Origin of the sequence: Parapedobacter deserti (assembly GCF_042646065.1) — a bacterium.
Taxonomy (GTDB): Bacteria; Bacteroidota; Bacteroidia; order Sphingobacteriales; family Sphingobacteriaceae; genus Parapedobacter; species Parapedobacter deserti.
The window spans coordinates 59,722-83,998 of record NZ_JBHRTA010000009.1; the positions used below are offsets into that span (position 1 = coordinate 59,722).

Annotated in this window: 18 protein-coding genes and 1 pseudogene; 10 read left to right on the forward strand and 9 right to left on the reverse strand. The window is 52.1% G+C overall.

Annotated features, from left to right (window positions below; genetic code table 11):
- Positions 1–4: 4 nt before the first annotated feature.
- From ACFOET_RS03725 to ACFOET_RS03735, 3 genes are all read right to left on the reverse strand, one after another.
- Complete coding sequence (locus tag ACFOET_RS03725; RefSeq protein WP_379019709.1) at positions 5–3,685, reverse strand: SusC/RagA family TonB-linked outer membrane protein; 3,681 nt, start codon at positions 3,683–3,685, stop codon at positions 5–7.
- 15 nt (positions 3,686–3,700) lie between these two features.
- On the reverse strand, positions 3,701–4,711 hold the full coding sequence (locus ACFOET_RS03730) for a FecR family protein (protein ID WP_379019711.1): 1,011 nt from the start codon (positions 4,709–4,711) through the stop codon (positions 3,701–3,703).
- A gap of 71 nt (positions 4,712–4,782) precedes the next feature.
- Positions 4,783–5,376 (reverse strand): RNA polymerase sigma factor, encoded by a 594-nt coding sequence (locus ACFOET_RS03735; protein WP_379019713.1) that lies wholly within the window; start codon positions 5,374–5,376, stop codon positions 4,783–4,785.
- Positions 5,377–5,769: 393 nt separating this feature from the next.
- Between ACFOET_RS03735 and ACFOET_RS03740 the strand changes: the two genes are divergently transcribed.
- The 6 genes from ACFOET_RS03740 (at position 5,770) to ACFOET_RS03765 (ending at position 14,963) form a co-directional block, all read left to right on the forward strand.
- Complete coding sequence (locus ACFOET_RS03740; RefSeq protein ID WP_379019715.1) at positions 5,770–6,363, forward strand: RNA polymerase sigma-70 factor; 594 nt, start codon at positions 5,770–5,772, stop codon at positions 6,361–6,363.
- An 87-nt stretch (positions 6,364–6,450) separates the two neighbouring features.
- A complete protein-coding gene (locus tag ACFOET_RS03745; RefSeq protein WP_379019717.1) occupies positions 6,451–7,605 on the forward strand; it encodes a FecR family protein in 1,155 nt (384 codons plus the stop codon).
- 170 nt (positions 7,606–7,775) lie between these two features.
- The gene (locus tag ACFOET_RS03750; protein ID WP_379019719.1) at positions 7,776–11,336 is read left to right on the forward strand and encodes a TonB-dependent receptor; all 3,561 of its coding nucleotides are present in this window, start codon (positions 7,776–7,778) and stop codon (positions 11,334–11,336) included.
- Positions 11,337–11,352: 16 nt separating this feature from the next.
- Positions 11,353–13,101, forward strand: a complete 1,749-nt coding sequence (locus tag ACFOET_RS03755) for a RagB/SusD family nutrient uptake outer membrane protein (RefSeq protein ID WP_379019721.1) — start codon at positions 11,353–11,355, stop codon at positions 13,099–13,101.
- Positions 13,102–13,208: 107 nt separating this feature from the next.
- On the forward strand, positions 13,209–13,991 hold the full coding sequence (locus tag ACFOET_RS03760) for an endonuclease/exonuclease/phosphatase family protein (protein WP_379019723.1): 783 nt from the start codon (positions 13,209–13,211) through the stop codon (positions 13,989–13,991).
- 126 nt (positions 13,992–14,117) lie between these two features.
- A complete protein-coding gene (locus ACFOET_RS03765) occupies positions 14,118–14,963 on the forward strand; it encodes a universal stress protein (RefSeq protein WP_379019725.1) in 846 nt (281 codons plus the stop codon).
- A 25-nt stretch (positions 14,964–14,988) separates the two neighbouring features.
- Here the strand turns inward: ACFOET_RS03765 and map are convergent, their stop codons facing one another.
- Together map and nhaA are read right to left on the reverse strand one after the other, a co-directional pair.
- On the reverse strand, positions 14,989–15,789 hold the full coding sequence (gene map, locus ACFOET_RS03770; protein WP_379019727.1) for a type I methionyl aminopeptidase: 801 nt from the start codon (positions 15,787–15,789) through the stop codon (positions 14,989–14,991).
- Positions 15,790–15,792: 3 nt separating this feature from the next.
- Complete coding sequence (nhaA, locus tag ACFOET_RS03775; RefSeq protein WP_379019729.1) at positions 15,793–16,959, reverse strand: Na+/H+ antiporter NhaA; 1,167 nt, start codon at positions 16,957–16,959, stop codon at positions 15,793–15,795.
- Positions 16,960–17,207: 248 nt separating this feature from the next.
- Between nhaA and ACFOET_RS03780 the strand changes: the two genes are divergently transcribed.
- A complete protein-coding gene (locus ACFOET_RS03780) occupies positions 17,208–17,915 on the forward strand; it encodes a helix-turn-helix domain-containing protein (protein ID WP_379019731.1) in 708 nt (235 codons plus the stop codon).
- Between the two features lie 36 nt (positions 17,916–17,951).
- Here the strand turns inward: ACFOET_RS03780 and ACFOET_RS03785 are convergent, their stop codons facing one another.
- The 3 genes from ACFOET_RS03785 to ACFOET_RS03795 all read right to left on the reverse strand — a co-directional run bounded on the left by ACFOET_RS03785 (position 17,952) and on the right by ACFOET_RS03795 (position 20,930).
- Positions 17,952–19,199 carry a metallophosphoesterase gene (locus ACFOET_RS03785; protein ID WP_379019733.1) on the reverse strand — a complete coding sequence of 416 codons (1,248 nt, stop codon included), beginning with the start codon at positions 19,197–19,199 and terminating at the stop codon, positions 17,952–17,954.
- A 17-nt stretch (positions 19,200–19,216) separates the two neighbouring features.
- Positions 19,217–20,662: a glycoside hydrolase family 76 protein gene (locus ACFOET_RS03790; protein ID WP_379019735.1), complete on the reverse strand. Its 1,446-nt coding sequence runs from the start codon at positions 20,660–20,662 to the stop codon at positions 19,217–19,219.
- A 91-nt stretch (positions 20,663–20,753) separates the two neighbouring features.
- Positions 20,754–20,930 carry a hypothetical protein gene (locus tag ACFOET_RS03795; protein ID WP_379019737.1) on the reverse strand — a complete coding sequence of 59 codons (177 nt, stop codon included), beginning with the start codon at positions 20,928–20,930 and terminating at the stop codon, positions 20,754–20,756.
- 67 nt (positions 20,931–20,997) lie between these two features.
- Here ACFOET_RS03795 and ACFOET_RS03800 point away from each other — a divergent pair, with 67 nt between their 5' ends.
- Both ACFOET_RS03800 and ACFOET_RS03805 read left to right on the forward strand, forming a co-directional pair.
- The gene (locus ACFOET_RS03800) at positions 20,998–21,792 is read left to right on the forward strand and encodes a DUF4886 domain-containing protein (RefSeq protein WP_379019739.1); all 795 of its coding nucleotides are present in this window, start codon (positions 20,998–21,000) and stop codon (positions 21,790–21,792) included.
- 102 nt (positions 21,793–21,894) lie between these two features.
- Positions 21,895–23,007, forward strand: coding sequence for a sensor histidine kinase (locus ACFOET_RS03805; RefSeq protein WP_379019741.1), 1,113 nt, complete (start codon positions 21,895–21,897; stop codon positions 23,005–23,007).
- Positions 23,008–23,058: 51 nt separating this feature from the next.
- Here the strand turns inward: ACFOET_RS03805 and ACFOET_RS03810 are convergent, their stop codons facing one another.
- The gene (locus tag ACFOET_RS03810) at positions 23,059–23,523 is read right to left on the reverse strand and encodes a cold-shock protein (protein ID WP_379019743.1); all 465 of its coding nucleotides are present in this window, start codon (positions 23,521–23,523) and stop codon (positions 23,059–23,061) included.
- A gap of 216 nt (positions 23,524–23,739) precedes the next feature.
- On the opposite strand from ACFOET_RS03810, the pseudogene ACFOET_RS03815 reads away from it, so the two are divergent.
- A pseudogene (locus tag ACFOET_RS03815) lies at positions 23,740–24,267 on the forward strand (SDR family NAD(P)-dependent oxidoreductase); the annotation flags it as partial.
- Between the last annotated feature and the right edge of the window lie 10 nt (positions 24,268–24,277).

Genomic DNA, 24,277 nt, shown 5'->3' on the forward strand with positions numbered 1-24,277 from the left:
CAGATTAAAAGTTAAGGTGCGCACCTAAGGTGAACGAACGCTGGTTAAAGGGAATGCGGTGGATTCCGGTCACATAATCGGTGCCGCGTGCGCCCATCCCGTTGTAAAACTCGGGATCAATGCCGTGTCGATTTGCCCTCCAAAGCATCGCGTTGTTGAGTTGCGCGCGGAGTGTCAACTGTTTGATACGGGCAAGGCCCAAGGCGGACGCAGGCAGGTCGTAGGTAAGGGTAATGTCGCGAAGTTTGATGTAATCGCCCCGCACTACATTGATGTCTGCTGCCGTATAATAGTTGAGGTCGGTGCGGGAAGTCCGGTCTGCCGCGGGGTCAAACGCCGGGATATCGGTGTTTGCCTCATCTCCCGGTTGCTGCCACCGGTTGAGAAAGTCTTGGTGTAAGTTGCCGGTGGAATAATTGGTTGCCGTGGCGCGGTCGGTGTAAAATGTATTGACATCTCGCCGTAGCACGAAATCGAAACTGTAAACAATGTTGACGTCTAATCCAAATTGCCGATAACGGAAAAAGTTTGAAAGGCCGCCACGGATCAATGGGGTGGTACTGCCTGCATTGACCAGGTCGCCGATGCGGGCCACCGAGGGTTCCTTAGTCGTCGATCCGTCGGCGAGGCGGATGGTGGGATCGCCCTGGCCATCTAGCCCCGCGTACCGGTAAGCAAACAGGCTGAACGGCTGATGGCCTTCAACTAAGCCCAGGTTGGCCGGATCGAAATATAATGCAGATGCTCCGCGGATGATGTCGCTTGCATAAACGAGCGGACTCTCGGTATGCAATGACACGACTTTCCCCTTGTTGCGGGCGAAGGTTAGCTGGGTAGACCACGAAAAATCGGGGGTTTGCACATTTCGGCTTTGCAAGCTGACCTCAAGGCCCTGGTTGTTGATCACGCCCGAATTGCCGAAGACTACCGGATACCCGGTGAAGGCACTTTGCGGGACGTACCCAAGCAAGTCGGTGGTATGCTTGTGGTAGTAGTCAATGCTGCCGCTAAGGCGCCGACCGAATAGACTGAAGTCCACTCCGGCATTGATGTTCTGCGTCTGTTCCCAGCTCAATCGGCTGTTTCCGGGCACGTTGATGTAGGTGGCATTGATGGATCCCGCGGGCACCCCAAAGGCGAAGCCGGGCGCGAGAATGTCATACGACGCACCCGAACCGGGCGCCGGCGAATTTCCGGTGATGCCATAGGTGGCGCGCACCTGCAGGCGGTTTACCCACTGCACCGCTTGCAGATACGGTTCGTCGGAAAGCAACCAGCTGGCACCGACCGACCATACCGGCCTGGCCTGTGCCGAGATGTCTTTGCCAAAAAGGTTCGACTGGTCGAATCGGGTGCTGGCATTTAACGTATACTTGCGTAGCAACGTGTAAGCTGCATTGGCATAGTATGAGCGGAAGCGAGTATCCAGGTAGGTTTCGTTGTACTGATCATTCACTCGGTAGGTGGCATTGGTGTTGATGATGGTGTTGGCGATGCCTGCGCTAGTGGTATTGTAATCAATCGGCTTGAAGGTAAGCAGGTTTTCGTCGTAACCGCGCAGTCGGTTGGTAACTGCGGCCCGGGTCTGGCGCTGATACTCGGCGCCGGCCAGCACATTGAGTTGGTGGATGCCATCCGCCCAATCGTTGTTATATGAAAACTGGTTGCGGATGGTCCAGTTGCGCTGCTGTATATTGATGTGCTGCAGGGTGCCGCCCGTGGTCGGTAAGTAAGACAGTACCGAAGGCGCGGTGACGGTCATTTTACCGATTTCCACTTGTCCGTCGAATCCGCTCGCCGCATCGTAGGCGCGCTCTTGGGTGTTCGCCAGATCGACACCGTAAACACCTTCAAAGCGCAGGCCCTTCCACAGGTCTACCTGCGCACCGGACAGGATGCGGCTGTTGAGCAGGCTACTGTGGGTGTGGCCGCTGTCGAATTGATGGGCCGGATTGAAGGACAGCTGGAGGCGACCGATGTCGGTAAGCCCCTCGCTCTGCGTTTCGTACGACTGCCGAAGTGCGTCGCTCCAATACAGCCATGAATGATCAAATGGCTGACCGTCTGCGTCTTCAAACAACGCATAGGGCACAAATCGGCTGTCTGGCGCGATGGCCCGCTTGGCGCCTCGCTCCTGATAGAATACATTCGTGATGAGGTAAATGCCTATGCGGTTGTGTGGCTGGTAATCCTGGCGCGCGTTGAGCTGATATAGCTGATCTCGGTTGCCGGGGGTGGCGTCCTGCTGGCCGGTATAAGCCAGCGAAGCATAGGCGCCATAACGTTCGCCTCTGCCCGACAGCGAAAGGGTATGGTTGGTTAGGGCGGCATTTCTATACCACAGGTCCTTCATTTGCTGTAGGTTATCCCACGCGGCCAGCTCGGGTAGTGTGGTGTTTCGGTAGCCAACGGGTGCTTCCTGTGCGCGCCCGTACAGGAGGTACTCATGCGGCAGGATGGCGTTTCGGCCGCTGGTGGCGTTTGGTGCGTTGATGGTGGCCCAGTCTGTAGCTCCATCGCGCACATAGCCGGGCATCGTGTAGAGCTGCTCCATGGTCTGGGCGTATTGGCTGCTGGTCATTGTAGGGAAGACATCGATACCGGGCTTGCCCCGGAAACTATAGAACATGTCGTATTCTACCTGGAACCGGCCTCCGCTTTCGGGGCCTTTCTTCGTGGTGATCACAATAACTCCGTTTGATGCCCGTGCTCCCCAGATGGATGCCGCGGTGGCGTCTTTTAGCACCGTGACATCCGCCACATCATTCGGGTTGACCATCGCTAGGCTGGGCACGGCAATCCCATCAACGATATATAGCGGTTCTGAAGCGCCGTTGACGGTAGAAAGGCCTCGGATGCTGACGGGGTAAAATTCGCCATTGGTGGCGCCGGCATTGAGGCTTAATCCCGGTATCAAGCCATCCAGCCGTTCCAGCACGTTCATCGTGCCGCTTCGCTTGTTGAACACCTGGAGTTCGGGCTTGGAAAATGAACCGGCGCTCCGCTCCTTGGAAAGGGTTTGGTATCCGGTGTTAATAACGACCTCGTCAAGTACGTTGGTTTCCTCGCTCAGCACGATCGCCATTGGCCGGGCGGTGGATGCCGACACGAGGTACTCCTCGGGTTTGAAGCCAACATAACTGACGACGATGGTGGTGGCCTCCAAAAGGCTCAGTGGTAACGAAAAATGTCCTTCGGCATCGGTGACTGCCGTGGTGCCCGAGGCGGGGTGGTAAACCGATGCACCGGATAGCGGTGCTCCTTCGGGGTCGGTGATACGTCCATTGATCCGCTCCTGATCTGGTAGCATTGTGCCATTCCTGTCGCCGGTTTCTGAAGAGGGGCTAGCAGCGGTGCTCCGCTGGATCAATACACTGGCGCCCATTTGGCTGTAGTGGAGACCCGTCCCTTCGAGGAGGGTGGTGAGCAACTGCCCGAGGTTATGGGTGCCCTGGGCGATGGAAATGTCGTTTAGCGTAGCGATCTCCGCATCGCGGAAGAAGAACCGATAGGGCGTCTGTCGCTCGATTTCGCGGATAACGGATCGGAGCGGTGCACTGGCTACGGCGAGCTCGACAGTGGCTTCGTGCAGTGGAGTGGCAGGTTCCGACTGGCCATGGAGTGCTTGGACGGTGAGCATGGCCACTAGCCATAGTAAGGTTTTTTGTAGAGGTTTGGACTTCATAGAAACGTATTTGCGTTAGTTAACGGGGCATCCTTGCCCTTGGATTAAGATGTGGCCGGCTGTTTGTTGGAAGCTCATGTGATTGAACGCGCAGATCACTTCCAATACGGATCGGGCATCGGTCACGTCCAGAAAAGAGCCGCTGAAGCGGCAATTCCTTAGCTGCGGTGAAGCAAAGCGGATATCAGCGCCGAAGCGCTGCTCGATGGTACGTGCTGCTTCTTCCATGGTAGTGTTGTCGAAGTAGAGGTCATTACGGTGCCATGCGGTAGCCTCGCTCGCATTGAAGGAATGGGCGTTGGGAACCATGTCGCCAGCAAGCCGATCGATGATCAATTGTTCGTCCTCTTCCAGGATGGCCAAACTGCGGTTGCGATCGCGGACGTCGACACGGCCCTTTGATACCGTCACGGTAACGTGCTCCCGAGGGTCGTATGCCCTGACATTGAACGAAGTACCTAGGACGGCAATCGACACGTCGCCCGCCTGTGCAACAAAGGGACGCTTGCTATCCGCTTTGACCTCGAAGAAGGCTTCGCCCTGAAGTGAAACCTCACGGGTTTGCGCGGTGAACGCCGTCGGATATCGCAACGTGGTGCCTTCATTGAGTGTCACATAACTACCATCGGGCAATTTAATGCGCTCTCGCTGGCTTGCACGTTTGCTGACCAACGTGGCCGCCGTGTCCTGCCGATCCGCTGTATCCCATGGCGTATATATGTACAGTGCCACTGCTATGAAGCACAAGATGATTGCTGCCCAGCCGATCCATTGCCGATATAAAGCAATACCCCGCCGCTGTGTAGAAGCCGGTAGTTTTTTGGATAACTTGTTATAGATCTGTGCGGACACCGCCGGATCGACACGGTATTGTGGATCAGTTTTTTCCCAAACGCCATCTAGCGCTTCGGCCAAATGCTCCGGTTCGCTAAGCAGGACGAGTGCCATCAGTTCGGCTTCCTCCTCGGGCGTGCAGCGCCCCTCTGCATATATCCGGATCAAGTGCTTTAAGCGGGTATCTTCCATGCTGGTTTATTCGTTGCTATAATAGCATGACGATCGCCGGGGCGAAAGGTATTAGTGCGACGGAAAAAAAATTACTGGCTCACATATATTCCCAAGCAGAGGAACAGCGTGAAGCGGTCCGTGCGCTGGAGGAGGTAGGCCTTGATAGACTGGGTGGCCTGTTGGAGGTGGGATTTCAGCGTATGGATGGAAATGCCGAGTGAAGCGGCTGCTTCGGCCTGTTTGGCTCCCTGCACATGGCAGCGGATAAACACTTCCCGCTGTCGGGGTGGAAGTAGTGCTACGGCTTCGGCAAGCAGCTTCCTGGTCTCGTTGTAATAGACCGTGTTTTCGGTGTCGTTGAAAAGAAGGCGGCTGTTGGCGGCGTACTCATCGTTACGCATGCTTCTATCAAGTGCATGCCGTTTTAACCAGGTAAGTGCGTGGTTGCGGCTAATCGTGCGCAGGTAGGCTCCAAAATTTTTGACTTCCGCAAGCGCCGTGCGGTTGAGCCAAATTTTTGCAAAAACCTCCTGCACGAGTTCTTCGGCGTCCGCTTCGTTCTTCAGCAGCTGAAGTCCATATTGGTATACCCGGTGGTGATAGCTGTCAAATAGCGTTTTGAACGCCTTAATATTACCCCCAGCGATTGCTTCCAGATTTTCGCGCTCATCAAACGCTGTCATTTGCAGTTCCTTTGATATGCAGCATAGCTCGTTGTCTATCGTTTGCCAAAGGTATGAAAGTTAATGGAAAGGGTGTTCATCGGAATAAACAACCCGGTCGCCCACGATCCTCGCAGGTGAGTATTCAGGTGTTCTTAGATCTCACTCCAATTGTTTTACCGGTGGAATAAGCCGCCTTCACGTGTTATTGGACCGGACACGATGTGCGCAAGCGGGCGGGTTTAATTTCACATTGCGGAAAATTTTAGGTAATTTAGTCTCGGCAACAGCATTATTGCGAATTAACACCAATTTAATATCGCTTAACAACAAGTTAATAAAGTACTGACGATCTTTGATGCCGGAGGAATCATCATCCAATCGGTTGATTGATTTTCCCGGAAACAAGGCACTATGGCGATCATGGAAAACCAAGCGACCCGATTTCAAGAGATAGTACTTGTCCGTGCGCTCAAAGAGGATGATGAGCATGCATTCCGGATGGTGTACGATGCCTACTTCGAAAGATTGGTACGGCACGCCTATAGTTTGTTGCATGACGAGTCGCGATCTTATGACATTGTCCAAGATGTTTTCCTGGATTTATGGAATCGCCGGCAAATCCTTGAAGTTAAGCGGTCGCTGGCCGCGTACCTCCATTCTGCTGTTCGGCACGCGGCCCTTAATGACATTAAGCGGTTGAAAGTGCACAGCAGCAAACTGGATGCGCTTGTCCACCTGCTAGCGGGCTTCGATGTCGCAGCCGATGAACGTGTGCAGTTGAAGCAACTCGAGGAAGGCTATCGGCAAGAAGTGGCTAAGCTACCCAAGAAAATGCGCAGCGTTTTATTGATGAGCAGGGAAGAAGGGCTGAGCCACCACGAGATTGCCGAGCGTATGGGTATTTCGAAAGCTACGGTAAAAACACACATCAACAATGCCCTCCATATTCTACGGCATAAGCTTTCCTCTTTCTCCATGCTGCTGCTGTACCTCCTGTTCGGATAATTTTTTCAACTTTTTTTTCCACCCTACAAGCCCGTTAGTTTCCTATATCATAGAAGCCCACAGCTATGGCGTGGCGCTGCATGAGCAATGAATAGGAAACAGGCACGAAAACTCATAGAAAAATACCAGCAGGGCCGCTGTACGCCAGATGAAGAAGCGCTGGTGGAGCGATGGCTGGCTGGCCTGAAACAGGATAGCCAGGGCGGAACGATACTAAAGGGGAATATTGAAGAAGCCAAGGCGCAAAACTGGGTTGAACTAAGGGCACGTTTGCATACGTGTGAAAAGCGCCGGAGCATGTGGGCACAACCGCAGCGCTATTGGCCTTATGCCGCGGCAATTGTGTTGCTGATCGGAGCCGCCATGCTGCTGCTACCGCAATTGAGCCGCGACCGCAAGCAACTGCTGAGTGCAAGCGAAATCATGCCCGGACATTCGAAAGCCGAGCTTATGTTGGCTGATGGACGATCTATTTCTTTAGACACCGCCCAGGCGGGGATTGTGATGGGAAGCGGCGTCAAATACCGTGACGGAACCGACCTTTTGGCTGGTGCGCCGGCAGACGACGAACATACCGCCCCAAGCTATATGCTGACGACACCGAGAGGCGGCACCTACCAGGTGACGCTGGCTGACGGCACGAACGTTTGGCTAAATGCGAATTCTAAACTGGTCTACCCGGTGCGGTTTGAGGATGATGTCCGGAAAGTGATGGTGGAGGGCGAGGCGTATTTTGAAGTGAAGCCTTCGCGAAATACAAGGCAGGAATCGATTCCTTTTGTTGTCCATTCGGGCGGGCAGACCGTCACGGTGCTGGGCACTGCCTTTAATGTCAGGAATTATGCCGACGAGGAAGCCATTCAAACCACGCTGGTCGAGGGCCGCGTACAGGTCAGCAATACTGGGACGGCAAACAGCGTCATGCTCGACCCGGGTGAACAGGCCATCTTCTCTTCTAAATCGCTGGCAAAGCAGAAAGCCAACATTCACGCTGCGGTCGCCTGGAAGGAGGGACGGTTTGATTTTGACGCTAAAGACTTGAAGTCGGTTATGAATGAGCTGGCGCGGTGGTACGATATCGAAGTGGTGTACGAAGGTGAAGTGCCTCAGGTGGAGTTTTTCGGAGGTATATATCGGAATAATAATCTGGCTACTGTGTTGAAGATTCTGGAAAGTAGCCAAATCGGCTACCGGATGGAGCCGGGGCCCAAGCTGGTCATTACCAGACCGGATAAGAAATAATAAGCATTATTAACCCTTTAAACTGGATAACGATGAGACAACATTAAAACCACAAAACGGCAATATGAAAAAGGAGTGTTGCGAGCACTCCCTTTTATAGCCTGGATAACAAGTGCTTATCCGCTGCGAACGTATTAAACATGTGTTAATATCCAAACGGATCAAATTTAATGAATAAAATCCAATATTTCAGAGTGATGAAACTAACCACACTCTTGTTGATAGCGACATTCCTACAGCTCAGCGCAAACAGCTATTCACAAACGGTTACCTTGAAAGCAGATCGGATTCCCTTAAGGGAGGTATTGCAGTCCATCCGCCAGCAGACAGGATACGAGGTGCTGGGGAATACCGACATGCTGAAAGTCGGAAGACCGGTAACAATCGAGCTGGTGGAGGCCAGTCTGACAGATGCGCTTGAGCAAATCTTTGCCGAACAGCCCCTTAACTTCGACATTGACGGCAAAACCATTTTTTTGGTAAGCAGTCCTGAAAAGCGCATGAACGAGGCGCGTACTGCTATCTCGGAAAGCAGGCGTATCCGGCAACAACGGCAAGTGTCCGGAACGGTGGCGGATGAAACCGGCAAGCCGATTTCCGGCGTAAACGTTGCCGTCAGAAACCGTAATACCCGGGTGGTAACCGGCCCCGGCGGAAATTTTATTATCACGTATAACAATGATGCCGACACACTGGTATTCTCCATGGTCGGCTACAGGCCCCACGAACGGCCGATCAACGGACAACAGCACCTGAACGTGGTATTACAGGCCAGTGTAGACAATTTGGACGAGGTCGTAGTGGTCGGCTATGGCCGGCAAAAAAGGGAGAACCTGACCGGCGCTGTAAGCCAGGTTACGTCTGATGTGCTCGAAAACCGGCCGGCAACCAACATCACCCAGATGTTGCAGGGAACCATGCCAAACGTCAACGTGACTTTTTCCGGTGGGCAGCCGGGGCAAGGTGGATCCATCAACATCCGGGGCAACACCTCCATTAACGGAGGAAGCGCGCTAGTGTTGATTGATGGTGTGGCTGGCGACATCAACCGGATCAACCCGCGCGATGTGGAGGCGATATCCGTGCTGAAAGATGCGGCTGCTTCATCTATTTACGGTGCTCGGGCGGCATATGGTGTCATCCTTGTCACGACCAAAAACGCGCAAAAGGGCACCATGAGTATCCGGTATGATAACAATTTTGGGTGGTCAACACCAACCTCTCGTATCGATTACATTACTACAGGGTACGATGCCGCTAAGCTAAATGACGATGCGTTTATGCGTGCCATGGGCACGAACTACACCGGATATACCGAATATGACTACGAACAGCTGCTGTTGCGCCGCAACGACAAAACCGAACATCCCGATCGACCATGGGTGGTCATCGACAACCGCACGGGCCAAGATCAATACATGTACTACGGCAACTGGGATTGGTGGAACACCGTATTCAACAAATGGCAGGGTGGGATGGACCATAACCTGGCTGTGCAAGGCGGTACGGAAAAAGTAAGCTACCTGCTTTCCGGACGTTACCACAACAAGGACGGGATCATGAAAGTCAATACCGACAAGTATACCATCTATAATTTCCGGAGTAAAGTCAATGCCAATGTAAACGATTGGCTGACGATCAGCAACAACACCCAGTTCAACAACAACCGCTATGCTTATTTCGGAAGGGAAGGGGGCGCAAACAGCAACTTCGAGTCCATCCGCTCGCACGCACTGCCAAGCTATGCGCCTATTAACCCCGATGGAACCGCATTTGCCCGCACGGGCCTAAATGCGTATGCCGTTGCCGTATTCCCGCAGCTGCTTCAAGGAACGATGAGGGGCGAGCAGAACAACTATGAGTTGAATACAATCACCAATGCGGAAATCAGGTTGGGAGATGACTGGAAAATTACGGGAAGCTATGCGTACAACCTGTTTGTGGGATCGTCTTTTTTCCGGGGTACAAAGACCCCGTATTCGCTTTTTCCCGGTGTGTTGGAGGAAGTGCCCAACTATCAGGTGGATCAGCTAAAGGAAGTAACTAATATCAACCGCTACCAAGCGATCAACCTGTATGCAAACTATACCAAATCCTTTGGCAACCATAATGTGAACGCACTGGCTGGGTTCAACCAGGAAGAGCAGAAATATAAACCGGTGACGGCATCCCGCATGGACTTGTTGTCGCTCACGCTGAATGACCTGAGTTTGGGTACCGGAGAGATGATGGTGTCTGGAGGGGCTAGCGAGTGGGCGTTGCGCGGAGGCTTTTTTCGGGTCAATTACGACTATGAGGGCCGCTATTTGCTGGAGTTAGCGGGACGCTACGACGGAACATCGCGGTTTCACCGCGACAGTCGCTTCGGTTTCTTCCCTTCCTTCTCAGCAGGATGGCGCATCAGCGAGGAGCCCTTTTTCCAAGGGCTGAAGGGGGCAGTAGATAATTTGAAGTTCCGCGGATCCTACGGCTCGCTGGGCAACCAGCAGGTGGCCACCTATGCATACATCTCTTCCATGTCGGTCGGCAACTCTACATACCTGATCAACAATGGGCTGACGCAGTTTACGAGTGCACCGGCACCGATCGCGGACAGCTTTACGTGGGAGAAGGCGACGACGACAAATTTTGGTATCGATGCGGATTTCCTTAACCGGCGGCTTTCTTTCTCGATCGACCTGTACAAGCGGGTCACCGAAAACATGTTGACCACCGGACGCCGGCTGCCCAGCGTGTTTGGCGCATCCGAACCCCGGGAAAATGCTGCGGACTTGGAAACCACCGGGTTTGAACTGACTCTGGGCTGGAACGACCAGATCGGAGCTGGCAGAAACCGTTTCTCCTATCGCGTCAATGTAGTGCTGAGTGATTATACCGCGCGCATTACGCGGTTCGACAACCCAACCCGATTGCTGTCTGATTTTTATGAGGGCCAACGGCTCGGCGAAATCTGGGGATACACGGTCGATGGTTTATTCCGCACGGATGACGAAGCGCAGAACTACCCCATAAACCAAGACTTTGTCAACAGGCAACGGCTTCGGGCACCCGGAGAGTGGAATCCGCTCAGAGCCGGGGATGTCAGGTTTGTTGATCTGAACGGCGATGGCGTGGTAAACAATGGTACCAACACGGTTGATGATCCCGGGGATCTGAGTGTCATCGGTAATTCGCAGCCACGCTATGCGTTTGGCATCAACCTCGGGGCCTCCTGGCGCGGTATCGATTTTTCTGCTTTCCTGCAGGGCATCGGCAGGCAGCATTGGTACCCAGGGAATGATGCCGCGGATTTCTGGGGGCCATACTCCCGCCCGTACCAGTCGTTTCTTCCCAAGTTTTTCCAAGATGACGTATGGTCAGCGGATAACCCGGACGCTTATTATCCGGTGATGCGTGGATATACGGCCCTGAATCCCAATGCGTCGCTCTCTTCCGTAAACAATCGGTACCTTCAGGATCTCGCCTATGTGCGCCTGAAGAACCTCCAGGTGGGATATACCTTGCCGCAAAACCTGCTCCTCAAAATGAAAATGAGCGGGTGCCGCATTTACGTAAGCGGAGAGAATCTACTGACATTTTCTAAGCTTAGAAATGACTACATCGACCCCGAAATGGCCATCGCCAATATTGGCATGAACCGCGTGAATGGCATCAACAATAACACGACCGGCAATGCCCGTGTGTATCCATTCAGTAAGATTTTCTCGGTGGGCCTTAATCTAACTTTTTAACCGATCACAATAGCTCATGATGAAACGACATTTTGCAATCTTATATTCAACGTTTTTGGTGCTGGGGTTGTCCGGTTGTACCAATGACTTCCTGGAGCGGTACCCCTTGGCCAACGTCTCGTCGGAAACGTTCTTCACCACGGCTGACGAACTGCGGTTGTATACGAATTCTTTTTATTCGACCCTGCCGTCTTATACCGCGATCTATGGTGAGACCTTCGATAATGTGGTGCTAACCACGCTTAACGACGAAACTCGCGGATCGCGCGTGGTACCGGCGTCAGGAGGTGGATGGAGCTGGGGAGCGCTCCGCAACATCAATTTTTTTCTGGCCAATTCAGATAAATGCCAAGACCGGGATGCCGTGAGGCGGTACAATGGCGTGGCCCGTTTTTTCCGGGCCTATTTTTACTTCGAGAAGGTCCGCCGGTTTGGAGACGTGCCGTGGTATGGTCAGGTTATCGGCACTGGCGACGAGGCGCTGCTGATGAAAGGTAGGGACTCCCGTGTGCTGGTCATCGATTCGGTACTTGCTGACCTGGACTATGCCATCGAAAACCTCCCTACCACGAAAATGGCTGACCAGGTTTCGCGATGGACCGCGCTGGCCTTGAAATCAAGGGTGTGCTTGTTTGAGGGAACGTTTCGCAAGTATCACCCAAGCTTTGAATTGCCGGGCGCAGACATGCTGCTTGATGCCTGCATCGCGGCTTCCGAGAGGCTCATGGAAGAAAGTGGGTACGGTGTGTATCATTCTGGTGGCGAACGGTCATACAATGAGTTATTCACGTCTCAGACGCCGAAAACCGAGGAAATTATCCTGGCCATTCATTACAATGGCGACCTGAACGTGTATCACAGCGCTAATTGGTATACCCTGGTAGCATCAGCGGGCCGGCCTGGCTTGGAGAAGCGATTGATTAACAGCTTTCTGATGCGGGATGGTTCGAGGTTTACGGACCTGCCGGGATATGAACGTATGGACTTTTACGAAGAAACGCAGGACCGCGACCCCCGCTTAGCGCAGATCATCCGTACCCCCGGATACACCAGGCTGGGCGGATCGGCCGAGCTGGCGCCTAATTTTTCGGTTTCCATTACGGGGTACCAACCCATTAAATTTGTGACGGAGGCCGCGTATGACGCCAACCTGCGGTCTACGAACCCGCTACCCGTATTCCGCTATGGGGAAGTGCTGCTTAATTATGCGGAGGCAAAAGCGGAGCGCGGCATCGTAACTCAGGATGATATCAACCGATCGATCAAATTGTTGCGCGACAGGGCCGGCATGCCAAATCTCGATCTCGCGGCGGCGAACAGCAACCCTGATCCTTATCTCGCCAGCCAATATGTCCATGTGACGGGCGAACATAAAGGGCTCATCCTCGAAATTCGCAGGGAACGACGCATTGAACTGGTGATGGAAGGGTTGCGCAGGGACGACTTGATGCGATGGAAAGCAGGGCAACTGCTCGCAGCACCATTCAAAGGCATGTATTTCCCGGGTCCGGGGGAATACGATCTGGACCGATCGGGCAGCGTCGATTTGGTCATTTATACCGGGGAGCGGCCGTCCCAGCCCGCAGGGGCGGTATTCATGCAGCTCGGCTCGGAAATCGATCTGGAAAATGGTGTCGATGGCGGGCTGGTGTGGGTGCATAAAAACATCACGAAAAACTTCGATGAGAATAAGGACTACTTGTATCCACTGCCTACCGAAGACCTGCAATTGAATCCGAATCTTACACAAAATCCGAATTGGTAATGTGCCGTTACTTCTTTTGGGGGAGCTTGCTCCCCCTTTTTTTTCTTGGTCAAGCGTGTGTCGCGCCAAAAGTCCTTTCCACATCGAACGGTGACGCCTTGGCTGTCATGAGCTTCAACATCCGGATGAATTACCAGGATGATGGTCCGAACAATTGGGAGCATCGGATCGACTGGATCGAAGACATGGTCAACCATTACAACCCCGGCATACTTGGAGCTCAGGAATGTTATTTTCCTCAGTTTCAGGACATGGAAAGCCGCTTGAATGAATACGAGGCGTTCGGACCCGTGGAGGGACGGCAAGGCGCAGAATCGGTGGCACTTTTCTACAAAAAAGACCGGTATATGCTGTTGGACTCTGGTACGTTCTGGCTGTCTGCCACCCCTGATAGACAGAGCTTGGGCTGGGATGCCAACCTGAGACGCACGGTAACCTGGGGAAGTTTCCGCGATCGCAACAGCGACAAGCCCTTGTTTGCTTTTGTCACGCATTTCGATCATAAGGGAAACACCGCCAGGCGGGAAAGTATCCGTTTGTTGAAAGCTAAAGTCCAGGAAATCGCCGGCACGAGCCCTGCTGTAATAATGGGCGATTTCAACTTGAGACCCGATAGTGAATATTATAGCCAGCTCACCACAGCGGCAGATGGCCTGCCCGCATTTTACGATGCGAAAAAAGCAGCAGCGCACTACTACGGCCCTCAGTGGACTGTAAATGCGCTTGGTGCCGTCCCCGCGGAAAAAAGAGCACATATCGATTACATCTTTACCAATAGCAAGATGAAGGTGCACGAATACATCAATATCGCGGAACAACGCGGTGATGTTTTCCTGTCGGATCATAATCCGCAGTATGCTGTCATCCAATTGTCACATGAGAGCCCATGACGGCAGAATATGTCCAAATTTTACTACCATAGGCATACCGATAGTTGTATTTTTGAAGGAAAGTCAAAACAACACGCTTGTTGTTCGGTTCGCTTAGAGTAAGATATTCATTTAAATTATTGTATAATGGCTCAAACGATATTAGTGCCCACTGATTTTTCGAATAACGCTACCGCTGCCACACGGTACGCAATCTGGCTGGCAAGGAAACTGAGACACAATGTTCATATCCTGCATGCGTACCTGCCGTTTACTTCGGCGTTCCAAAGTCCAAATGCCAACGAAACGGAGGAACAGCGGGCTCGGCTAGGCGCTGAAAAAAGCATGGCCACTTTTTTAGCCGGTTTTGAAGATATGAACGGTGTGCAGATAAGCCACAGCCTCGTTAAAAATACACTTGTTGCAGCGGTGGAGGAATATGTGGAGCGCAACCCAACGGCTATCCTCATCATGGGTACCCATGGCGCATCCGGCACACGACGGGACATTCTGGGAAGCAACACCTACGATGTGTCCAAATCGGTGTCTGTGCCTTTATTGGTTGTTCCGGATCAACCCGTGAGATTCGATATCGGGCACGTCGCATTTTTTACCGACTACCATAAAGATGACGTGCAAAGCCTGAATGATATCAAAGCGGTTTTTGGAGACGCCCTTGAAAAGTGCACGCTGGTACATGTTGTCGGGGAAGGGGTAGTGCCAACGGAAGCAGATACGCAAAAGCTGGAGGACTGGAAATCAAGCCTTGCGCAGCAAACCGGTTTTGAAAGGCTGGACGCACAACTTATACAGGGGAAAGAAAACGTTGAGGTGGTCGAAGAGACCGTAGATCGGCTGCAAGCCGACCTGACGTTGCTAACGCTGGTAGGTGGGCGGAACTTTCTTGAAAATCTGCTGCATAAAAGTATGGCGAAAACGATCATTATCAGCCCGAAGACACCAGTATTTCTGTCGGCAAAGAAAATGGACTAAACGGAACACAGTTTTTTGTTCGCAGCTAATAATAGGACGAATTGAGGTTGCCGTTGCTTTTCTCCGCCTGCTCAATGATGCTGAAGTCCGTCAAAATCAGCGGGCGCCCTTTTTTTACACAGACATCTTGCTCGAAATGAACGGATGGTTTGCCGTCTGCCGTCAAGATGGTCCATTGATCGGCTGCCGTATAGACGCTGGCTGTGCCTAAATTGATCATCGGCTCGATGGCAATGACCAGGTTTTCGTTGAGCTTTTTGCCTTGGCCCTGTCTGCCGTAATTGGGAATATCGGGCGGGGTCTCGTGCAGGTCCTTTCCCAACCCGTGGCCCACCAGCTCCCGGACCACGCCGAAGCCGTGCTGCTCTACGTGGGATTGGATGGCATATCCGATATCGCCGATCCGGTTGCCATGTATGGCCTTTTCGATGCCTTTGGCAAGCGACTCTTTTGTGGCTTTCACGAGGCGGAGAATTTCTTCCGATACCTCGCCAATGACAAACGTATAAGCCTGATCGCCATGGTATCCGTTTTTGTAAGCGCCAACATCAATGGAAACGATGTCTCCTTCTTTCAGTGGTGTTTCATTGGGAAAGCCGTGGACTACCGCATCATTGACGGATGTACAGATGTGGTGGGGAAAGCCGCCAAAATTGTAAAATGAAGGTGAGGCTTGATGATCGCGGATGAAGGTATTGGCATGTTCGTCCAGCTCAAGCGTGGTAATACCGGGTTTGATGATAGCGGCGAGCGAAGCGAGGGTCTGGCTCACAAGCATGGCGCTCTCTCCGATCAGTGCGACTTCTTCTTCGGTTTTGTAAAGCATGGATTATTGGCTTTTCGTGATGGTCTTCGAGTTATTCAACAACAGGTACCCAATAGTTCCGGAAAGGAATGATGCCACCAAGATGGAGAATTTGGCTTCAGCCACCAAGAGGCTGTCATCAAAGGACAGCAAGGCGATAAAGATCGCCATGGTGAACCCAACGCCTGCCAAAGAGCCGACGCCAACGACATGCTTCCAGGTTGCTCCGGCAGGAAGCTGTGCGATGTTAAGTTTGATGGCCAGTTTGGACATCAGGTATACGCCCGCAGGTTTTCCAAGGCAAAGCCCGACTATGATGCCAATACCCAACGGGGAGACCAAGCCCTCAAGCATAGCGCGTTCGAAGCGGATGTTAGTGTTTGCCAGCGCAAATATGGGAACAATCAGGAAATTGACTGGGATGACCAGTGCGTGCTCCAACGTTAGTAAAGGCGATTCGGCCTCATTTTTTGCCTTCATGGGAATAGCCATGGCCGTGAGTACACCGGCAATCGTGGCGTGTATGCCTGAATGGTGGACGAAATACCAGATGAACAACCCCGGTACCAGGTAAAAGGCAAGGGGTCGTATACCCAACTTGTTGAAGAGAAGCAATAGCACCATAATCCCTGCTGCATATCCAAGGTAAATCAGGTGCAACTCATCAGAATAGAACACCGCGATAACCAGGATGGCGATCAGGTCGTCTACGATTGCGAGCGCAGCCAGAAACACCTTTAACGAAAGGGGTACTTTGTTACCCAGCATGGCAAGGATAGCAAGGGCAAACGCAATATCGGTTGCCATAGGGATGCCCCACCCACTCGCGGTAGGTGTACCCCCATTCGTTAAGAGGTATATACCGGCGGGAATCACCGCCCCGCCAATCGCGCTGAGAATGGGCAAAGCCGCTTTGCGGGGTGTAGACAAGCCGCCGTTTATCACTTCCCTTTTTATCTCCAAGCCGACCAGCAGAAAGAATATCGCCATGAGGCCGTCATTTATCCAGAGCGCGACGGAATACCTTAAGTGTATCGATGATGTTTCATAACCTAATGGAAAATTCAAAAGCCGCTCAAACGCCGGACCCAGCGGGGAATTCGCCAAACAAAGCGAGATGATTACACATAGGAAAAGGACAATACCGCCACTCGTGGCCGACCCGAAAAATTGATTGAAGATATTTCTCATGACGCTATTCAGCAAATTGTGCACAAAGATACCGTGGTCCGGCCGCGGAGCAAAGTAAAAATTGGACATTTGAGCGGGTCGTTTATGGTCCAGGATTTGTATATTTGCTTGGTATGCCAATAAAGCTCTTAAAAAAAATCAAAGTAAACCCGTTTTCTGTCCGCCCGTTCAAGGGTGAAAGAGCGCCGTCCCATCGCAGCTTTTTTGCAAAGAATGTGCTTGGAGCTTATATTTTTTCCGGCAGTGATTTGAAATCCAACCAACCGCTTTTCAACGACGGGTTTCCGACATTGATTGTTATGCCCCGGGCTTCGGACGTGGTGCATCTCCGGAAAAAGGAGGAAACGATAACATTGAGTCCGGTATGGATCTGCTGTGGTGTCATTCAGGATACCCATTGGGAAATGCCGGAAGGACTGGAGTATATCTTGGTCTTTCGATTTAAGCCGTCAGCGTTTTATTCGCTTTTTGGAGTCGACCCGGCAGTATTCCAGTCGACACCGGTACAAAGCCTCAAGGATATCGTTGATATCCGCTGGGCATCAGTGATTGACGAAATGTATCGGAAAGAAACGGCTTTAGATAGAGTCGCATACCTGAATGATGTGTTTGCAGCCTATCAGACCGATGAATATCTGCCCTATTTCCTACAGGTAGCCATTGATCACATTGAAGACCAAAAGGGCAACACGACCGTTTCCGAACTCCTTGCCCGGCTAGGGGGAAAGGTAAATCATAAATGGTTGCACCGGAATTTTGTCAAATACCTGGGGATATCCCCAAAACGATACATTTCGCTCCAACGCTTTATCTATGCCTATGGGCATTTCGATGCGGATAACTCGCCCGATTTGTTTGACGTCGCGTTGAAAGCCGGTTATTATGATTACAACCATTTCCTAAAAGAGTTTAAGCAGTACCTTGGTGTGGCACCGTCGAGATACTCCTGGGGCTAATCGCCGAGGCGATTCGGACTCGTTTTTTCGCAAGGGCTAGGGCGCTTTCACCAATTCCAACAGGGCTATCTCCGGCGGCATACCCAGCCGGCCGAGATAACCCAGGAAACCGAAACCACGGTTGACGTATAGATGCTGATGTCCGCGCTGGTAAAGTCCAGCCCATTGCTTGTAAAAGTACTGCACCGGACTCCACTTGAGCCATGAGGATTCGATGCCGAATTGCATGCCATGTGTATGCCCACTAAGTGTTAGCACGATCTGCGGATACGTGTCCACGACTTCAGCTTCCCAATGAGAAGGGTCGTGACTCAGGAGGATAGCGGGATAGTCGGCGAGCGTTTTGGAAACGGCTTTGGCGAGATCACCGTACCTGGAAAAGTTTGCACGGCCGCTCCAGTTTTCCACACCTATGATAGTGAGTCTATCTCCGCCTTTTTGGATGGTAACCGATTCGTTCAGCAGCGGCTGCCATCCCGCCATGCGTTGGTAGTGAAGCAGCCGGTGGAGATTTTCCTGCTTAGCGCCACGAGATGGCCAGCGGATATAATCGCCATAGTCGTGATTGCCCAACACCGAATAAACCCCCAGCGGCGCACGGAGCCTGGCAAAGATATCCAGGTAAGGCTCAAACTCGTCCGCCCGGTTGTTGACAAGATCGCCCGAAAATAAGACGAGGTCGGGATTGAGGGCCACGGCTAGTCCAACGCCCTTGGCGACAGCCTGCGGATTGTCGAAACTTCCAGCGTGAATGTCGGAAAGATGCACAATCCGCAAGCCATGGAACGCATGCGGGAGATCCTTGATGGGGATCTGTGTTGTACGTATCCGGTAACGGTAGCGCTGGGACACGCCATACAATAATCCGAGGGTGAGCAAACTCCCGGAAAACATAGCCAGCTGGGCGGTGATCGGGCTGCGTGAGATTGTCGCCATGCCATCGGAAGGGGGAGCGGTGCCAGCGGCTTGTACCGCGACCAGCACTGCCCCGATGCCAAGGAGCAAATCGCCAGCCAGCATGACTGCAGCCATCAATATTTGCCCCAGGAGTACCGCAATCAGGGCATGCACCGTATGTTTAACGATGGGGTTGGGCCAGCCTGCAGCGGACCAGCGGCTGAACATAAAGGGGCTCGCCAATGCGCCTGCGCTGACCAGTGCATAGGCGACCATTAGCACCTGCCGGGTAGGCTCATCTACATTACGCAATCCAGTGTAAACGGCCGTAACGGCATAATAACCCGTAGCAGCGAGGAATAGCAGAAAGAAGATCAATGTCCGCATGCAGGTAGTCCCTTCGCTTATTCCTTTCCCAACGCGTATTCGGAGAGCAAAGCGTATTCTGCTGCAAAGGTAAACGCGAACATGCCCTCGACGTTGCGGTTGCCGTCGTCCCATCCTTCGAGGAGGTTATGCGGGAGGATACCATTGTGCAGGAAGTTGGCGTATCCGTAGTCCAGATTTTGCTGGAAGGTGTTGATGTATTGTGCTGTCTGATTATAAGCCGGATAAGCTTCAATATAGGCGCGCATGAGCACGCCGTTGAACCAGTTGTTGAAACCGGTTACCGCGTATTCGAAGTGACCTGGCACGCGCTCGCTGGTTTTGGCAAAGTACCGGAAGCTGTCATCGGAAAACTTTTTCAGGTCGTTTAGATAGGCGGTGTTTCCGGTTGCCCGGTACAGGTCAGTCGCGCCCGACAGCATCGAGCCCGTGTTGTAGGAATAGGGTGGCCCCACCCGGTCGCTGAGCGGTGTGTTGGCGCGGTACCGTACACCGTCTACCGTCTCGTAGCGGATATCGCAATTTCCGCATCCGCCCATGAAGTCGTCGTATACGCCGTCTTGACGCAGCAGATGGTCTTTCTGCCACGCATAGACCGCCTCGGCAAACCGCAGGTAATAGTCGCGCTTTTTCATCGAAGTGGTTTCACGCTTTCCGCCGGGGGCGATGTAGCGGTGCTGGATCTCCTCGTCACTCGCCGTGTAGTGCTCATGCAGCCATACCAAGGAACTGATGAAGGGGCCGTTGCTGCAGGAATGCTTGGTGGTATAACCGGGTCCCCAGGGGATACCGCCATTCACTTTGCCGGAGGCATCGAGCGTGCAGTCCCATCCATCCAACACATATTCGGTGAGGTACTCTGCCTCCTGCAGGTACCGCATGTCGCCGGTTAGTTTATAAGAATGCAACAACTCCCTGACGAGCCATTGCTGGTCGTCATACACATTTTCGATGCCAGCTACATTGGCGTTGCCCTTGCTGGAGGCCCGGTGCACCCCGTAGACCGTCCACTCGCGGGTCTGCGTAAATGAGGTGAGCTCAAATGTGCCTTGGTAATACGCCAGGTTGTCATAAAGCCGAGCCAGCAGATCGCGGTAGCGCTCAACGTGTGCGTCGTGCAGCTCGGCATGCCCCTGTGCTTTTTGCGCCTGGAGCGCATGCAGGATAGCATTGACGGCCTCGATGGGGGCGGTGTACATCCATACACTTCCTTTTTCGTTTGACCGCACATCGGTATACGGGTTATAGAAACGCGCCATGGCCATGCCTTCGCCCGTAAAATAGTGTGCGACGGCAGCATCAGCGAGCTCCATAGCGCGAAGCAGGTTCCTTTCGGCCAGTTCAGCAGGGGCTGTGGTATTCGCGCCGTTGTCAGGCAGTGTTTGATCGCCCGGGTTGCCGTGGCTGCCGCAGGCTCCCGTGGCCAGCGTGAAGAAAAAGAGTAAAAGAATGAGCATTTTCATAATGTTTAATGTTGTCCCGCCGGTACTACCCGGAATCGTGAGAACGCAGTTCTAAATCGATTTACTAACCAATTTCAGGAAACAAACTTAGCTAAATTTTATCTTTTTTTCGTGATTTGCTGCGATAAACCCAGGTCGCGCGGTTGTCATTTGCGATGGCTGCCGAAGTCGGAGATAAGCCGCTCATAGCCTTGCCGCAGGGCGATATCTGAATCGACAGCAATGCACGAAGATTTTTAAGTTGGATTTTTTTTGTATAATTGGCCATGTTTAAAATTCTTCGACCTTTATTAATTTTATGTATCGGGTTTGTATTTGCAAGCCCTACACACGCCATGTACCAGCGGGACACGCTGCGGATATTGGCCATAGGCAATAGCTTTTCGCAAGACGCCGTCGAGCAGTACCTTCATGAACTGTCCGAAGCGGCGGGAAAAACCATCGTTATTGGTAACATGTATATTGGCGGAGCGCAGCTGTCCCTGCACTGGGAAAATGCACAAGGCGACAAAGCAGTATATAGTTACCGGAAAATCGATGCGGACGGCGCAAAGCGGACCTATGAGCATACCAGCATCCGTGCTGCACTGCGCGATGAGCAATGGGACTATGTGTCTCTTCAGCAGGTCAGTTCGCTGTCCGGCCACTTTGAAAGCTATATCGAACCATTAAGCAAGCTGCATCGCTACATTGACAGCATTACCGCCGGGAACGTAAAGTACATTTGGCACCAGACGTGGGCTTATGCGCCCACATCGAAGCACGACGGTTTTGCAAACTACAACCATGACCAGCAGACCATGTACACGGCCATTATGGACGCGTCAGCAAAGGTGAGAAACCTAATCCCTATTGACCTGTTAATTCCTAGCGGTACAGCCATTCAGAATGCCCGGACCAGCTTCATCGGGGATGACCTGACGCGCGATGGATTTCATCTCGATCTGCAAATCGGCCGGTTTGTCGCTGCTTGTACGTGGTTTGAATCACTTTATGGACAGCCAGCACCAGTGGACAGTTATCGACCCGAAAAAGTTTCCGAAGGTGAAGCTGAAGTGGCTCGTGAAGCGGCGCATGCTGCTGTTAATCAGCCGTTTGCGATTACTGAGATCGACTGGGCAAGGCAATGATGGCCTTGGCTCCAAAATAGGCCTGAAATTATTTGTTTTTTTACAACACCAAAGGACTCCTTGAGTGTTGTTAATTTCAGTAACTTATTATTGTTGCCATCTATGTTTGATATTTATTTTGGATTAATTGAGTCGTCGCCTACACCGATGTGTTTTTTTGTAGGTGACGAGCTACGCATCGAAGTCGCGAATCCGGCAATGCTCGCCACATGGGGCAAAGATGAGACGGTTTTGGGTAAGAGCCTTTTGGAGGCACTCCCTGAAATGGAGGGACAGCCGTTTCCGGCCATGCTGCGTACGGTGCTGGACACGGGTATACCCATGCGTGGTGACGCGGCAAGAGCACGGCACGAGGTAAACGGTGAGCTGGTAACGTCGTATTATGATTTTTCATATACACCCATGACGACAGGCAAAAAAATCAGGGGCATCGCTGTGATATTGCATGACGTGACGGCACAGGTCATGGTTCGCCAGTCGAGAGACCGTTTTCTTTCGGTGCTTAGCCATGAGTTCAATACGCCGCTCACCGCCGTGATGGCCTGTGGACAACTGGCAGAAAGGGAATTGCTTACCGGAAATTATGGGAAATGCCAGCGACTTATCTATAAAATGAACGACCGAATGCGAAAATTGGCAAGTTTGGTCGACAGTTTACTGAGTGTCGCGTCTTCCGAGCGGTCAAGCCCGGCTGCGCAGAGCAGCTTTTCTTGTATCCGCGCGGTTAATGAAGTGCTTGGGGAAATGAGGCTCCGCGACCGCGTTCAGGTTTATGCTGCTGAAGATGTAACTGTATACGCAAGTTTTTCTAACACGAAAGAGATACTAAAGTCCCTGATCGATAATGCGGTCCGGTTTTCGCCGGCGGAAAATTCGGTTTCGCTGACGGTTGACTATCTTAACGGAGATATTGTCAAATTTACTGTCAAGGACAAAGGTGTGGGCCTCAGTAAAGAGGAACATACGCGGATATTCAGAAAATACTATAAGTCTACAAATAATGATTTGGCTTGGCAGAAGGGACTGGGGATAGGACTGTTTAAGGCGGCAAATCTCGTTCAAGCCGAAGGAGGTCAAATTTGGGCAGAAAGCGACGGGCTGAACAAAGGGGCGACCTTCTGCTTTACGCTCAGATCGGGGGAAAATACCCCAAATAGTTCATACCCAATGATCGCTGAATTTACCCCTATGCTGGCCAAGGTCGCTTCATACTGACGACGCACTTGTATGCATTAAACTAGGTCCGGTCTGGTCTGTAGTTTCTTTCTATTTCGCCAGCTTCTTAATGGAACTAGCTTGTGGTCCACGCTGCCCGGAAATTACCACAAATTCGACGCGGTCTTCCTCATCAATTGGCTCCGTGAGGTCGCTGACGTGAAAAAATACGCGTTCACCGCCTTGCGAATCGTTGATGAAGCCGTATCCTTTGCTTTGGCTGAAATAAGCAACCCGGCCGGTGCGGGGTGCGTCTGGTTCATCATTGTTCTCCTGCTTGGGTACACCGATGATGATCTCCTCCTGCGCTATGGGTTTAATTTTGCTAGGGTCGGGTGGCGTATTGGTGATGTTGCCGTTTTCATCCACATAGGCGAGCATGTCATCCAGACTTTTACCTTTGCTGTCACCTACGGATTGCTTTTTATCCTCGCGGCGTTGTTGTTTTTCTTTTTTTTTCTGCAACCGCTTCTTAGTGTTTTCTCTTTTGTTGAATGTTTCTTGTGATCTTCCCATTTATACTTATAATGTTAAACAAAATGATTTTTATAGCAACTGTATTATTGTGAAGTATTCGCCGAATTGCTAAGGGAAACGCAAAAACGAAAGCCGAAAAATATGTTGCTTTTTGCAAAGATACAAAATTTTAATGTTGTATCCTAAACAGATGTTTCTTATTACCTTTATCGGCTGGACTGAAATATTTCTGGCTATATAGAAAACGGATTGCGGATGAATGACAATAAGATAATCATTATAGGAGCCTCATCAGGTATCGGACGGGCGCTTGCGGAAGTGTATTTGCGTGCCGGTTGGATGGTGGGAGTTACCGGCCGGCGAGCAGAGTTACTCGAGAAATTGGCATCGGCATACCCAGGACAAGTATTCGTCAGGGCATTTGACGTTACGGAGGCTACGTCCTGCATTTCGCACTTGGCTGCATTGGTCGATGCCATGGGCGGGGTGGATATCATCATGATCAGTGCTGGCGGAGGGATGGTTAACGAATCGTTGGATTTCGAAATCGAGCGGAAGACGGTAGAGCTCAACGTCCGAGCGTTTACGCAGGTCGCTGTCTGGGCTTATCATGAACTATCAAGGCGGGGTGGAGGACACCTTGCAGCCATCAGTTCGGTCGCCGGCACGCGCGGTAGCCGCCAAGCACCTGCATATAGTGCAACCAAGGCATTTCAAATTGCTTATCTCGAAGGACTGCAGCAAATGGGCAGGAAGCAGGGTGGAAAGATACGGGTAACCGACATTCGGCCGG

Excerpts from the sequence above, each read along its gene's own strand:
- nhaA (WP_379019729.1), bottom strand. The coding sequence starts at position 16,959 with ATGAGAAATATCTTCAATCAATTTTTCGGGTCGGCCACGAGTGGCGGT.
- ACFOET_RS03725 (WP_379019709.1), bottom strand. The coding sequence starts at position 3,685 with ATGAAGTCCAAACCTCTACAAAAAACCTTACTATGGCTAGTGGCCATG.
- ACFOET_RS03735 (WP_379019713.1), bottom strand. The coding sequence starts at position 5,376 with ATGACAGCGTTTGATGAGCGCGAAAATCTGGAAGCAATCGCTGGGGGT.
- ACFOET_RS03800 (WP_379019739.1), top strand. The coding sequence starts at position 20,998 with ATGTACCAGCGGGACACGCTGCGGATATTGGCCATAGGCAATAGCTTT.
- ACFOET_RS03765 (WP_379019725.1), top strand. The coding sequence starts at position 14,118 with ATGGCTCAAACGATATTAGTGCCCACTGATTTTTCGAATAACGCTACC.
- ACFOET_RS03810 (WP_379019743.1), bottom strand. The coding sequence starts at position 23,523 with ATGGGAAGATCACAAGAAACATTCAACAAAAGAGAAAACACTAAGAAG.
- ACFOET_RS03730 (WP_379019711.1), bottom strand. The coding sequence starts at position 4,711 with ATGGAAGATACCCGCTTAAAGCACTTGATCCGGATATATGCAGAGGGG.
- ACFOET_RS03805 (WP_379019741.1), top strand. The coding sequence starts at position 21,895 with ATGTTTGATATTTATTTTGGATTAATTGAGTCGTCGCCTACACCGATG.
- ACFOET_RS03750 (WP_379019719.1), top strand. The coding sequence starts at position 7,776 with ATGAATAAAATCCAATATTTCAGAGTGATGAAACTAACCACACTCTTG.
- ACFOET_RS03760 (WP_379019723.1), top strand. The coding sequence starts at position 13,209 with ATGAGCTTCAACATCCGGATGAATTACCAGGATGATGGTCCGAACAAT.
- ACFOET_RS03755 (WP_379019721.1), top strand. The coding sequence starts at position 11,353 with ATGATGAAACGACATTTTGCAATCTTATATTCAACGTTTTTGGTGCTG.
- ACFOET_RS03790 (WP_379019735.1), bottom strand. The coding sequence starts at position 20,662 with ATGAAAATGCTCATTCTTTTACTCTTTTTCTTCACGCTGGCCACGGGA.
- ACFOET_RS03740 (WP_379019715.1), top strand. The coding sequence starts at position 5,770 with ATGGCGATCATGGAAAACCAAGCGACCCGATTTCAAGAGATAGTACTT.
- map (WP_379019727.1), bottom strand. The coding sequence starts at position 15,789 with ATGCTTTACAAAACCGAAGAAGAAGTCGCACTGATCGGAGAGAGCGCC.
- ACFOET_RS03745 (WP_379019717.1), top strand. The coding sequence starts at position 6,451 with ATGAATAGGAAACAGGCACGAAAACTCATAGAAAAATACCAGCAGGGC.
- ACFOET_RS03795 (WP_379019737.1), bottom strand. The coding sequence starts at position 20,930 with ATGGCCAATTATACAAAAAAAATCCAACTTAAAAATCTTCGTGCATTG.
- ACFOET_RS03785 (WP_379019733.1), bottom strand. The coding sequence starts at position 19,199 with ATGCGGACATTGATCTTCTTTCTGCTATTCCTCGCTGCTACGGGTTAT.